This window comes from Sphingomonas glacialis, assembly GCF_006439055.1.
GTDB classification, from domain to species: domain Bacteria; phylum Pseudomonadota; class Alphaproteobacteria; order Sphingomonadales; family Sphingomonadaceae; genus Sphingomonas; species Sphingomonas glacialis_A.
On record NZ_RCZC01000001.1, the window covers coordinates 442,760 to 455,813 of the forward strand.

At 65.5% G+C, this 13,054-nt stretch carries 9 protein-coding genes; 4 read left to right on the top strand and 5 right to left on the bottom strand.

What is annotated here, in order from left to right; all coding sequences use genetic code 11:
- Positions 1-86: 86 nt before the first annotated feature.
- Together EAH76_RS02130 and EAH76_RS02135 are read right to left on the bottom strand one after the other, a co-directional pair.
- Positions 87-680: a hypothetical protein gene (locus EAH76_RS02130; RefSeq protein WP_140847400.1), complete on the bottom strand. Its 594-nt coding sequence runs from the start codon at positions 678-680 to the stop codon at positions 87-89.
- Positions 681-709: 29 nt separating this feature from the next.
- Entirely contained in the window at positions 710-1,987 is a 1,278-nt protein-coding gene (locus tag EAH76_RS02135) for a tyrosine-type recombinase/integrase (protein WP_140847403.1), read from the bottom strand.
- A 703-nt stretch (positions 1,988-2,690) separates the two neighbouring features.
- Between EAH76_RS02135 and EAH76_RS24815 the strand changes: the two genes are divergently transcribed.
- A complete protein-coding gene (locus EAH76_RS24815; protein ID WP_431357971.1) occupies positions 2,691-2,837 on the top strand; it encodes a hypothetical protein in 147 nt (48 codons plus the stop codon).
- Here EAH76_RS24815 and EAH76_RS02145 read toward each other — a convergent pair.
- From EAH76_RS02145 to EAH76_RS02160, 3 genes are all read right to left on the bottom strand, one after another.
- Positions 2,834-4,666 carry a hypothetical protein gene (locus EAH76_RS02145; RefSeq protein ID WP_161988944.1) on the bottom strand — a complete coding sequence of 611 codons (1,833 nt, stop codon included), beginning with the start codon at positions 4,664-4,666 and terminating at the stop codon, positions 2,834-2,836. The two genes, EAH76_RS24815 and EAH76_RS02145, sit on opposite strands and share 4 nt — an antisense overlap.
- Positions 4,667-5,989: 1,323 nt before the next feature.
- Complete coding sequence (locus EAH76_RS02155; protein ID WP_161988945.1) at positions 5,990-7,570, bottom strand: GMC oxidoreductase; 1,581 nt, start codon at positions 7,568-7,570, stop codon at positions 5,990-5,992.
- Positions 7,567-8,487 carry a hypothetical protein gene (locus EAH76_RS02160; RefSeq protein WP_140847422.1) on the bottom strand — a complete coding sequence of 307 codons (921 nt, stop codon included), beginning with the start codon at positions 8,485-8,487 and terminating at the stop codon, positions 7,567-7,569. The genes EAH76_RS02155 and EAH76_RS02160 overlap by 4 nt, the downstream gene beginning before the upstream one ends.
- A gap of 483 nt (positions 8,488-8,970) precedes the next feature.
- Between EAH76_RS02160 and EAH76_RS02165 the strand changes: the two genes are divergently transcribed.
- The 3 genes from EAH76_RS02165 (at position 8,971) to EAH76_RS02175 (ending at position 12,947) form a co-directional block, all read left to right on the top strand.
- A complete protein-coding gene (locus tag EAH76_RS02165; protein ID WP_140847425.1) occupies positions 8,971-10,197 on the top strand; it encodes a glycosyltransferase family 2 protein in 1,227 nt (408 codons plus the stop codon).
- Positions 10,198-10,592: 395 nt separating this feature from the next.
- Positions 10,593-11,768 (top strand): cell wall hydrolase, encoded by a 1,176-nt coding sequence (locus tag EAH76_RS02170; RefSeq protein WP_241659502.1) that lies wholly within the window; start codon positions 10,593-10,595, stop codon positions 11,766-11,768.
- A gap of 63 nt (positions 11,769-11,831) precedes the next feature.
- Entirely contained in the window at positions 11,832-12,947 is a 1,116-nt protein-coding gene (locus EAH76_RS02175) for an AraC family transcriptional regulator (protein ID WP_140847428.1), read from the top strand.
- Positions 12,948-13,054: the final 107 nt, after the last annotated feature.

Here is a 13,054-nt window from a genome sequence, read left to right on the forward strand (position 1 = left end):
TCTCCTGTTTTGTCCCGTTGGATGAACTGGGACGCACAGGATGGATCGACTTAGTGAGGGTAGTTAGCGACGCGCCCTAAAGTAATTTAAACGATCGGCCGCTGCTTCTCCGCCTGAGCGCGGGACAATGGTGGCAACCTGATACGCCCCAGCATCTCTACAGAAAGGCCGCGAGCCTCTTCCCCGGTCGAGGCCGTGCGTAGTGATGGTAGGATAGTTATCATTCTGTCTACAGTAGCGATAACCCCAGGATATTCCCCGCTTTCTGCCTTGCTCACCCAGTTTTTCAACTCGCCCGGCCCGAAATCTCCCTTGGCACCGCGATAGCCCCGCGCGCGCACTAAATCAGCGACTTTCGCTCGCGCCTGCTTCTCATCCAAGCCAACCTGCCGATGTAATTTGTAGCAAAGCACTGCAATCATCCGAAGCCGCTGATCAGCGTTTGCCGGGCTTGTTCGAGGCGCGGCCACTGGTCGCAACAGATCCGACTTATGATGATGCACGAGCAGATCAATCTCGTCCTTGATGTCCTCGAGCGGACTGATCGCATCTCCGATGTCGGGTATCTTCTTTAGGAACACCCCCAGGCGCTGCACATAAAGCAGGTATCTCGATAGCCGCTCTTCGTGACTCTCCGCGACATCAATGCCTTCCTTTGCGTTGTCAGCGATCGAGCGCATATCGCGTGCCCAATCCTCCCACCGGAAGCTCAAGCTGACTTCTCCAGGGGAACGACGTTGGATTTTTCCACAATGCCAAGCCCCGCAACAGCCGCCCGCACCGTTTCCGAAACGTAGCTCGGCGCAAGATGGGCGTAATGCTTCCGGGTGATCCGCTCGTCCTTATGGCCCAGCGCTTCGGCGATCACGGCCATAGGCACGCCGGCGCGGGCAAGGCGGGCGCCATAGCTGCGGCGAAGGTCGTGGAAGGTGGTCTTGTCGATCTTCGCCCGATCGAAAGCGTCGTTCATGCGCCGGAGCTGGTCGGCTTGTTTCCACTGAGTGCCATCCGGCCGGCCAAACAGCAGGTCGCCCGGCCCCTTCCCTGCCACTGCGGTTTCGAGCATCTGAGCACCCTCGTCGTCCAGATATGCCGGGCGGGCAATCGCGTTTTTGGTTTCGACCAGATAGACCGTCCGCGACTGCCGATCATAATCCTTGACCTTAGCGTGCCGCAGTTCGCCGTACCGCGCGCCAGTCAGCAGCGACGCGCGAACCATGGGCCGGAAGTCAGCCTCGCTAGCATTCACCAGGCGACGAGCCTCGTCGTCGGTAAGGAAACGCCGCTTCGGAACGTCGACCCCTCTGAAGGGCTTAACCTTGGCCCACGCCGCGATCGGCAACCATTCGCGCGTCTCCGCTGCGAGGTTTAGCGCCGCCTTCAGCACTGTTAACAGCCGGTTGGCAGTGGAACGCCGCTTGCGCAGTGCTTCCTTCGTGTCGGCCGCATGAAGCTTCGGCTCCGCCCCCTTCTTTGTCCGCACCATCTTCGCCGAACTGGCGCGAGCATTGAACCAGTCACTGATTATAGTCTGCGTGAGGTTCGCCACTTCGAGGTGGCCGAGCACCGGCCTGATGATCTCAACGCGCGAGGTCATGTCGGTCGGGACCGCACCGGTTCGAGCCTTGAAGCTTTTCGAATATTCGTCGAGCGCGTCCGAGACGGTAAAGGGCCCAGCGGGCTTCACCCCGCCCCGCGCTTTGTCCTCAAACCAATCATGTGCCGCCTTCTGCGCCTGCGACCAATCGAGCACCTTCTCGCCGTCGGCGTCGCGAACGTCATCGGCCTCGCCAATGCGCTCCTTTACATAGCCCTTGGCCGATCCCGGCAGCCGGTACCGCGCAACCCACTTGCCGCCTCGCGCGCCACGATAGTAGCCGATGTGGCAGCCTTCAGCGATCGGGCGCCAGTATATGTCGGGACTGACGGGAAGGCGCGCGCGCGCCGCGCGGTCCTGAAGACGCACATCCTTGACGGTCCTGCCCACGTCGCTCGCCCCGATCCGGAAAGTTGGGTAATGCTTGGGTAATAAGCATACCGGGACTCGGCGGGACACACAAGGACAGCAAACGGCTGATTTCTGCCGATGTTCTCCGCCCGTATTTGTCCCGTTCCATCCCGGAACATCCGGTTTTACGCCCTCTCACGGCGTAAGCACGAGTTCGATTCTCGTAGGGGTCACCAGCGACAAGCAGAAAATGGCTTGATTGCGCGGATTTTAACGACACCTCTGATCTTGTACCCGCAATTCGTCCCGCATTTTCCGCAGGCTTTAGCGGGTCGTGACGGGTGCTAAAGGCATCGTTGGCCTCGATTCGCTCAAGCGACCAGCAGAGAACCAAGCTACCACACTCCCCTTCTTCGCCCGGTCGCGCACCGTAACCGCCGCGTCGGCAGATCGGATGATCAATAAGGGTGTTTCAGCGCCTGAACGTCAATAGATGGTGGTGAGCGGCCCTGACGCAGAAGCGTCGACCCGGCGAAGGCCGCCCCCCCGTGTCGCGCCGCCCGCCAGGCCATCCAGAGGCCCCGGCTTCCGCCGGGGCGACGGCCGAGACGTTCCTGCATGGATGGGCCATACGGTGCTGGCATAATCGATCGTGTCGCTCGACGCGGCCTCGCTGAGCGATCATATTGGGCTTCCCAAGGCCATGGTCGCCGCCGCCTGTGTCGATCTGAAGCCGCTCCGCATGCCGGTGGCTCAGCTTCGGCGCGTGGCGTTCGGTCGCTCTTCCGAGCGCCTGGCCCGTGAGGCCGACCAGTGGGCGTTCGAGCTCGAAGGAGCCGAGGCCGAGCGACCGCCACGGTTACACCGACCGTCGCCCCGCGTGCGTTAACAACCGGTGGCGCGCGGGGCCGGCACCCGAATGACTCGCCACGGCGCTATCGGCGATGTCGCGCGACCGAAAGCGACGAGCTCCCGCTGGGTGCGCTTATTGAGTTCGTTCGTAAGGTACGCGACATGCGTCGCCCCCCACCGATGCGCGATCGTCAGGCGCCGACAGGTAGACGTGCCGGGCGCAAAGAAGCGGCGATAGTCGGCCTGCCGCGCTGCATCCGACGGGCTCAGCGGCATCGGGCGCGGGAGCGCCACGACATATAGGCCGTGCGAGGGCATCACCAGCGCCGCGCTTTCCCAACCAAGAATGCGGGCGGAAGGCGGCAGGGTCGCGACGACCGTGCTCGTATCGGCCTCGACCTGATGGACGGGGTAGCGATCGGTGCTGGCCCAAGGGTTGGTGAGCTGCTGGAGCGCCATCGCGGTCTGCCAAAGGATCATCAGCGCCGCACCCAGCGCCGCGCCACGCCAGGCTCGCGGCGTGAGCAGGTCCATCCCGCGTGGTGGCCGACCGGCGATCGCCTCCAGCACGGCCTTCACCAAGAGGAGGTGCAGCATCAGAAACACATAAGCGAGCAGGCGGTGCGACACCGAGATGTCGGCGATCCCGCCAATGACATAGGCCGCAAACGTGAGCGCGAGCGCGATCAGCGGCATCCGCACGCTGCGGTTGCGCGCCAGGCCGGGCAGGCCCAGCAGGACGAACAGCGTCGGCCCCGCCATCGCGATGACAAACATCGGATCGTAGAAAAACCGGAAATTGTTGAAGGTCGCCTGTCCGCGCGCAAGCCCGGCGCTGGCAAGCGACAGCGGATTGAAATAGGGCCAGAAACTCGTCGCGGCGATCGCGAGGACGATGACCATGGCGGCGCCGAAGCGGCGCGAGTGTGCGACGCCGGGTTCCAGCACGACGAACCCAAGTCCGCCAGCGACCAGGAACGCCGCGTTGAGCGGGTGCGTGATAACGCTACACGCGACGATGGCGAAGAGGCTCACAAGATGAGGAACGGCGCGCCCATCACCACGTAGCAGCCGCAATACGCTGGCCCAGGCGACAAAGGTCAGTGCGAATACCAGCTCGGCCGGATAATAGTTGCCGTGCAGCTGTGAGCGAAAGGCATAAAAGCCCGTCCAGATCAGCGGCAGCGGCCCCCACGCGCAAAGCAGCGTAGCCAGGAGCACAGCGGGTGCCCAAGGGTTCCGATAGAATACGCGGCCGAAACTGTGGACTCCGCCGATGAACACCAGCGACACTGCCATCGCCCCCAACGCCAGCGCGGTGTCGCTACCGATCTGTCCGAGCTGGGCAATATATCCCAGGGCCGACGACCAGGGCGTGTACTGCCGCGACGACGCCTGTTCGCCGTAAATGGGGTCGAGCGGATGAAGGCCATGCCGGGCGATCTCGTTGACGATCGCGCGATGCTCCCAATAGTCGGCGAAATAGAGCAGCGTCGTGGGGCGGACGACGAAGAAGGCAAAGGCGCAGAGCAGTAGATAGACCGCCGCGCCCAGCGCGAAGACGACGTCCGGCGTCGCACTGCGGCGGATGCGCTGGCGGAGCCGTACACCCCCCTCTCGCCTCGGGGTGGGGAACGATTGATCGCGAAGCAGCGAATCGCAGCGAAGCGCGGTGACGTGCGTGTCGATATCGGTCATCGTCTTTCCACAGGCGGAGTGTGGCAGGGCCGCGCGCGCACCAGCGTGAGCGAGGCGCGGCCGCGCGGAGGTGGGGTGAAATCGGCGCGTCCGGCTAGCCAGTCGGGAAGCGTGTCGGCGCCCCCATCGGGGGGCTGGGCGAAGAGATAGAAGGCCGGCGTCGAACACACGAATGCGTCGGCATTTTCGACGCTCAGCATCGGGTCGATCGCTTTCCAGCGCAGCACCTGGTTGCGGTTGGTTGGATCGCCAGGTGGGATGTTCGGGGTGTCGAGAAATACCAGCCGCGCGCCGGGGACGTTGTGGCGGAGTTCGAAAAAGCGCAAGCCGCTTCCAGTCACGATCGGCAGCGTGGCGGGAGCGGCCTTCATCACGGCGATGGCGTCGAGCCGATCGGTCTTGGCGATCTCGCCGCCGTTGCGCCATGCGCTGCCCAGGATCAGCAGCGCCAGGAGCAGCACCGAGGCGGGCGCGGCGCGCGCGCCAAGTTGGTGTGCGAGCGCTGCGAACAGCAAGCCGATGCCGATCCCGCCCGCCAGCGCATAGCGGTCGGAATAGCTGTGGCTGACGAACATCGCGAAAATGAAGACCCCGATCGGCAGCAGGGCAATGACGAGGGCGGTGGTGCGGAGCGAACTGACGTTTCGCCGCACCGCGATCGACACGACAAGCAGCCCGACAAGCGGCAAGATCAGCCAGCCAAGCAGAATGGCATAGGTCCGCACTATCGCGATCCCCTCCGGCTTGGCGTAGTAATCCGGCGCGAAGACATCGCTGCCGCTATAGGCGCGCGCGGCGAGGAGGATCGGCAGCCAGAGGAGGATCGAGCTTCCCGCGAGACCAATCGCCGCCAAGGTGCGCCATGATAAGGCGCGGCGTTCGTCGCGGGCCCGCGCCGCCTCGAGCGCTCCCAGGCCTGCCGCGAGCACGAGCGCGTAGAAATGAAGCCCGATGGCGAGCGTCAGCAGCAGGGTCATTGCGGTCAACCGGCGATTACTCGCGCGCCCGGGCCGGTCGTACACCGCGAGCGCGCAAGCAAAGGCGGCGGTCACCAGCGCATAGGGCCGAAGCTGCACCGCCCAGCCGAATAGGCCGCTGGCAAGCACGACTCCGGCAGCCAGCGCCGCGGGGGCAAGGCCGGCGTGTCGTCGTGCGATCGCCCCCGTCGCCAGCGCCGCGACGTAGATCGCGACGATCGATGGAAGGCGCAGACCCAGCGCGCTGGTGATTCCGGCCCGAGACAGGACGTGGATCAGCCAGTCGTACAGCGGCGGCGTGAACTCCGCGCCGCGGCACAGTGCTGACCAGATCGCCGCTGCGTCGGGCAGACGCGCCGTCCACAACGTCAGGACCTCGTCCATCCAGAATGGCGCATGCGCGGCAAGCGTCGCTGCCTCTACGAAGTAGATGGCGGTGAGCGCGGCGAACAGCAGGACCGCAGCGCGGTCCAGACGCGCCAGCCGCCCGCTGGTATGCGGTATGATCGCGGCTTCAGCCGGCACGCGCGACGCCGGGCGTTGCCGCGAACCGACGCGCCAGTGCGCGGCCGAGCCGGTCGGCATTCGCCATGATCGTCAGCGTCGGATGCCGTCCCGACAAAACGGGCAGCGCCGCGCCATCGGCAATGAATATTCCGGGCGCGCCGTTCAACTCGCCGATCGCGCTCGTTCCGGCTCGGCTGGTCGCCCCCATCGGGAGCGTTCCGGCCGGATGCGCGTCGGCGCCGGGCATCAAGGTCTGGCGCGATCCGGGAATGGCCCAGGCGCCCCGTCCGCGCGCCACACGGGCAAGCGCGCTGAAACTCTGCGAGAGCAGATGTTCGGCTTCGCGCGACTGTCGGCCTGTGATCCGAATACGGCCGGCGGCACCATCCTCATCGACCTGGATGCTGTTGTCGCTAAATCGCCCAGGCAAATAGGTCGTGGCAAGGACAAGCGCCGGTGCGAGGGCACGCGCGGCCTTGAGCGCGAAGGGGCGCGTGAACGGCATCCGGTCAGCAACCGGCGCGAGCGGCAAGGTGTCGGCGCCGTAGAAGACGCCCGCGGCTTCGATGCCGGGCGATAGCGCAAGCGTGTAGAAGAGCTGGCCCAGACCGAACGCGCGATCGGGCAACGCTCGGCCAACGAGATCGGGGACGAGAAACGCGATGCCGCCAACCGGGTTGCTTTCCAGCCGGACCGGCACGCCGGTAAGCCCGATCCGGCGAAGCGCGAGGCTGGTTGTCATCAGCGTCCCCGCCGCCACGATCGCGACAGGCGAACGGAAATGAACGGATTCGGTGCCGATCCGTGCCTCGACGATCTGCCCGCTGGGGTCGGCTGCCAATCGCTGAACAGCGACGCCGGCGCGATAGCGGAAATTGCGAAAACGGCGCAGCGCCGGCAGTTCGAGCGCGCTGTGGTAAATGCTGCCACGGCTGCACCCATGAAGGCACAGTCCGCAGGCGGTGCAGCCGAGCCGATCGTCGCGCGGTTCCGCCAATACGGCGTTCGGCGCGGTGATGAGGCGGAAGCCCGGTGATGGGGTGCGCCGCCCGTGCCGCCGGGCAAGCCGACCGACCGACGGCGCCAAGGATGCCAGATCGGCATCCGTAATGTCCTTGCCGCCACTAACGCCGATCCGCTGTGCGACACTTTCATATCCTGCGACAAGCGCGGCGGCATCGCCGGGGAAGCAGGCGAGATCGCTCTGATCGTAGCGTGCGGCGAGAGCTCCCCAAATCCGCGACAGGCCGCCTGCTGCATGGGATCCCAGCGCCATATAATTCTCGGTTTCGACGCCCGCTCGATCGGCAAAGCCGTGCACCGTTGCGCGTGCCAGCGCCGTCGCCAATTTCGGGGATACGCCGCCATCGGCGAGTGGGCCGGCGGCGCCGAGCTCGGTGCGCCAGCGCGCGGGATCTGCCCGAAAGTCGGCAAGCGTCTCATGCGTGGGGAGGTCTGGTAGCGGCGAATCGGATGCGTCCAGCATCAACACCCGCACTCCGGCGTTGACGAGCGGCCAAGCAGCGCTGACGCCGGCAGGGCCGCTGCCGATGATGATGACGTCAGCCTCTCCGGCGAACTCGCTCATCGCCATGCGCTAACGAGCAGGCGCGTGGGAAGGACGATGAGTTCCACCATCGCTTGCAGCGCAAGGTCGAGCAATCGACGTGGGCGCGATCCCCGGCTGAGCATCGTTTCGCCTGGCGCGCTCGCCTCGGCGATCCGTGCAGCGATCCGCAGCCGTTTGGCGAGGGGGGCGGTCGCATTCAGCGGCTCGCGACACCGCAGTCCCCAATGTGGGCGGGCAATCGCCCCCTCGGGGAGCGCTCGGGCATAGCGCCGCATCAGGGCGGGCGTCGGCGCGATGCCGACGTATCGCAAGAACATGCGGGCTTCGCTCAGCAGCGCACGGCGCCCGGCGGGCTCGCGTGGCAGGCGGAGCGACATCGGCGCCACGTCCACCCCCAGCCGAACGAGATCCAGCGCGCTGTCGATGGGTTCGGTCCCGGCGAGCCCGAGAACACGCTCCTTGTCGACCGTCGGCACGAACGGGATGCGTTCGCTCACCGCACATGCCAGCAGCGCCAGCCGCAATGGCACGGGCAGCATCGGCAAGCGTTTGCCGCCATAAGCGAGCGCCAACGCTTTCAACACGTCCCCGAAGGCAATCGGTTCGCTTCCAGCCAACGCCACCACACCCCTCGCGCGGCCATCGGCAGCGCTGAGCACGCCGCGCACCACCTCGTCGATATGGATCGGCTGCACCATGCGGCCGGGCTCGATCATCGGCAGAACGGGCAGCTGCGCGAGACGGCAGAGCAACCCGTACATCGCTTTACGCGGTCCCCCGTAGACGAGGCCAACGCGCAACGATGTCGCGTCGGGGATACTTTGTTCGATCGCCCATTTCATTCGGCCATAGCGGTTCAGCGCGTTCTGCCGCGCCGACTGGGATGAAATGAAAACGCACGTCGTTATCCCGACATCACACGCGCCGTCGAACAAGGCCTGTGACCCGGTGACGTTGCCCTGCTCGCCCGCCTGCCAGTCATGCGCGAGATGGACGAGCGCCGTGCCATCGGAAACCGTAAGCCCCGAAGGAAACGGGTCGCCAAGGGCCCATCGCACATGATCGGTCCCCGCCGGACCAGCCTTGCGCCCGAGCAAGGTGACGGAGCGTCCCTCCAGAAGCGCGCGCTCGACAAGCCGTGCGCCGATATAGCCGCCGCCCCCGGTAACGATCAAATGATGTGCGCGCACGCATCGCCCCCCTGCAGTCCAGACAATGGCTAGAGTGGAATGGTTAACGCGATCTAAACGCAAGCGGAGTTTTGGGCGCACCAGGCCAAAGCAAAGGTCCAGCCGGACCTCTCTAACACCAAGCGATGGTGCAGACCTTCATCCTAGTAGCAGGAATATCCAGATTCGGAATGTTAACCAAAATTTTAAGGCGCGACCCCTAGACCGTTGCCAAACCAGGGGGATGCAATGGCTGCGGCTCAACTTCACACACTGCCCATCGCTTCCGATCGGCCCTGGTCAGAAGACGTTTCAGATCGCACCCCAGCAGCGATAGAAGTGTCTATCGTGATGCCCTGCCTCAACGAGGCCGAGACATTGGCCCTGTGCGTGCGCAAGGCAAACGCCTTTCTCGCCGCGCACGATATCGTCGGCGAAGTGATCGTCGCGGACAACGGATCGACCGACGGATCGCAGCAGATCGCCAACGCGATGGGCGCACGGATCGTCCATGTGCCGACGCGCGGCTATGGTGCGGCGCTGATCGGCGGAATCGCCGCTGCCAAGGGCCAGTTCATCGTGATGGGCGATGCCGACGACAGCTATGACTTCGGCGCCCTGATGCCGTTCGTCGCGCAATTGCGCGACGGCGCGCAACTGGTGATGGGCAACCGCTTTAGAGGCGGAATAGCGTCCGGAGCAATGCCGCCGCTGCACCGCTATCTCGGCAATCCCGTACTGAGTTTCCTTGGGCGAACCTTTTTCGGAACGCCCGTCGGCGATTTCCATTGCGGCCTGCGTGCGTTTCGGCGTGATGCCATCGTCGCGCTGGGGCTCGGTGCGCCGGGAATGGAATTCGCGAGCGAAATGGTCGTAAAAGCATCGATCGCCAAGCTCGATATTCGCGAGGTGCCTACGACGCTCGACGCCGACGGCCGGAGTCGCCCGCCGCATTTACGGACGTGGCGGGACGGTTGGCGGCACCTGCGGTTCCTGTTGATCTACGCGCCACGCTATCTGTTCCTGTATCCTGGCATAGCGCTGACGATCGCCGGGCTGCTGGGCGTTCTTGCGCTTATGCCGGGCAGCCTGCGGTTGGGCCGCGTCGAGTTCAGCATTCACACCATGATCTTCGCCGCGATGGCGGTGCTGATCGGATCGCAGCTTATCGGCCTGTCCATCCTTGCCCGGCGCTACGGCGTGATCGTGGGGATGTGGCCCGAAAGTGCCCTGATGCGACGTGCCCGTACCTGGGTCTCGGTCGAGCGGGCGTGTCTGATCGCAGCGGCTATGCTCGTCACGGGGATCTGTGGCGCGATAACGGCTGCGGTCATCTGGTCGGACACGGGCTTTGGCGCGATGAATCCGATGGCGTTGATGCGGGTTACGATACCGTCGATGCTGCTCTGCTGTGTCGGCGTGCAGATCGCCGTGACCGCCTTCTTCGCCGGACTGCTCGATCAGCCGCAACGATAACCGATAGGGTTGGGTCGAAGACACGAAATACGGTCGGCTCGACGGATCGCCCGGCGGCGGGTGTCGTTCGCGTACCACCCGGCACTGGCGTTGGAGTACCGCGAAATAGACGGGCTACGGGCGCCCTACGCGTCTGTTCACAATGTTAGCGAACCTGTGCACCGTGCGGTCGCGAGCGGCGACGGAACGACGACGCCGTAATAGGCCTAGCGTGAGAGCCGGACTTCCTGCCCGAGCGCTGCACCACAATAGACTCCCCCGCCGGTTCCCGGCTTGGGACGGGCCGGACAAACCGCGGAATTCGCAATTCGATCGAACTGCGCTAAGGGCGCTGACCGTTCTTGGCCAGGAGCCACGCGTGCCCGCCTCACTTCCCCCCTATCTGTCGTGAACGCATGACACCTGTCCGCTCTCGCAGCACGCTGCTGCGCGTGATCGTCGTGGTGATCGCGGTCCTGGCGATCGTGCTGCCGATCCTGCTGATCCGTTTCGCGCCGCCGCTCGTGCGCCATCACGTCGCGCGCAGCGCGCCGCAGCGCGTCGTGCCCGCCGCCGAGCTCCCGCCGGTCGAGCCGGTCGCCTTCCAGGATCTTGAGCCCGACGATGCGCGCGCATTCAACGCAAGCGTGCCGTTCGTCGATGGTCCCAACCCCGCGGCGCGACCGTTCAAGCTCGCTGGAGATGCGCTCGAGCGCGCCCGCGCGATCGACTGCCTGGCCTCAGCTGTGCTCTACGAAGCGGGTGATGAGCCGATCGGGCAGCGCGCGGTGGCGCAGGTCGTCATCAATCGCGCGCGCCACCCGGCTTTCCCGAAGACGATCTGCGGCGTTGTCTTCCAGGGCGCCGAGCGCGCGACTGGGTGCCAGTTCACCTTCACCTGCGACGGCGCACTGGTGCGCCATCACTGGCTCGACGTGCAATGGAAGCGCGCGCGCGACGTGGCGACCGCGGCGCTCACCGGCGCGGTCTACAAGCCGGTCGGTTATGCGACGCATTACCATACCAATTGGGTGGTGCCCTATTGGCAGTCGAGCCTCGACAAGATCGCTGCGGTCAATACCCATTTGTTCTTCCGCTGGACCGGCTGGTGGGGCACCCCGCCCGCCTTCAATCGCCAGGTCTCGCCCGACGAGCCGATCATCGCGCAGCTCGCGCCCTATTCGGATGCGCACAAGACGGGCACCGACCTGATCGCCGGGCAGCCAGTCCTGCCCGAGGGGACGGTCGATCAAACCCCGATGCCGACCACCGCAGCGGCGACGGCACCGACCTTGCGGCCGCTGGCGAGCGATCCCAACACCTATCTGATCACGCTCGATCCGCGCATGGCGGCCGATGAATATGCCGAGCTCGCGCTCAAGCTCTGCGGCGACCGGCCCTATTGCAAGGTGATGGGCTGGAGCGACGCGAGCCAGACCGCGACCGCCTGGCCGCTCCTGCCCGCGCAGATGACCACCATGTCGTTCAGCTATCTGCGCGACCTGCGCGATGCGGCGCATCCGTTCGACCGCACGGTGTGGAAGTGCGCCGAGTTCCGACGCGCCGACCCGAAGCAATGCATGAAGGAATAGGCCTTCGTCCCCACGGACCAGCGCGGCATTTCTATGGCGCTGTAATGGCGGTAGGCCTCGCCGATGACATCCGATGCCCTCACCTTTGGATGGCGCACCGCGCTGCTGCTGGTGGCCAGCGCGCAGATGGCGATCCTGGCCGGCGCACTATGGCGCCCGCTCGCCAATCGCGCCGCCAACCGTACGCTGGCATGGCTGCTGATCGTGCTGATCGGCACGCTGACGCCCTACACGATCGGCTTTGCCGGCTTCTATGATCGCTACCCGTGGCTGTCGTTCGCGCCCTTCGCCGTCCCGCTCGCGATCGGCCCGCTGCTGTACGGATACGCCCATGCCATCGCCTTCGGCGCGCGGCCTGCGCGGTTCCGGTGGCACCTCGCGCCGGCAGTGGCGCAGTTCGCCTACCAGGCAGCGCTCTTCCCGCTGCCGCTGCAGCTCAAGAACAGGTGGGACACCCTCGCCTCGCCCATCCTCGAGCCCAGCCTGACGCTGGCATTGATCGCCAGCCTGGGCGGGTACGGAATCGCCAGTCTCGGGGTTCTGCGGCGCTATGGCACCGCGCTGGCCCAACAGCGCAGCGACGATGACCGGCTGAGCGCACGCTGGCTCGGTCGCGCCGTGGTGGCGCTGTTGCTGCTGCTCACCGTGTCAATGCTCTATGCCGGGTGGAGCGCGTTGATCGCGCCGCTCGATTATTTTGGCGACATGGGCCGGTACCTCGTGATCGCCGCGATCGGTTGCTATCTCGGGGTCGAGGGGTGGCGCCACGCCGATCTGCACCTGGCGCGCGTTCCCGCGCCGGCGGCACCCGATGCCCCGAGCGCGGCGCGTGATTGGCGTGCGCAAGGCGAAGCCTGGGCGTCGCGGGTCCGCGAAGAACAGTGGCACCGCGACCCCGAACTCTCGCTGCCGACGCTCGCGCGGTTGCTCTCGACCAACACCGGGCATCTTTCCCGCGCGCTCAACGAGGGGCTTGGCGTCAACTTCTCGACCTTCATCGCAGGGCTGCGCTGCGAGGACGTCGCCACCGCGTTGCGCGCCGGCAGCGAGGCGGACCTTCTCGGGCTCGCGCTCGATGCCGGGTTCGGATCGAAGGCGACCTTCAACCGGGTGTTCCGCGCCCGCTTCGGCCAATCGCCCTCGGCCTATCGCCGCAGCAACGGCTCAAAACCCGAATAGCTGACGGCAAAACGGGTTTTGAGGCGCGCGCAGCGGCACGGACGGCGAAACCCGACAGGCTCATTCGCGGAGTCTGCCCATGTCCTTTCTTCTATCACGCCGGTCGC

Coding starts and splice junctions, on each gene's coding strand:
- EAH76_RS02130 (WP_140847400.1), bottom strand. CDS start 680: ATGCGCTCGATCGCTGACAACGCAAAGGAAGGCATTGATGTCGCGGAG.
- EAH76_RS24815 (WP_431357971.1), top strand. CDS start 2,691: ATGCCGGTGGCTCAGCTTCGGCGCGTGGCGTTCGGTCGCTCTTCCGAG.
- EAH76_RS02155 (WP_161988945.1), bottom strand. CDS start 7,570: ATGAGCGAGTTCGCCGGAGAGGCTGACGTCATCATCATCGGCAGCGGC.
- EAH76_RS02165 (WP_140847425.1), top strand. CDS start 8,971: ATGGCTGCGGCTCAACTTCACACACTGCCCATCGCTTCCGATCGGCCC.
- EAH76_RS02170 (WP_241659502.1), top strand. CDS start 10,593: ATGACACCTGTCCGCTCTCGCAGCACGCTGCTGCGCGTGATCGTCGTG.
- EAH76_RS02175 (WP_140847428.1), top strand. CDS start 11,832: ATGACATCCGATGCCCTCACCTTTGGATGGCGCACCGCGCTGCTGCTG.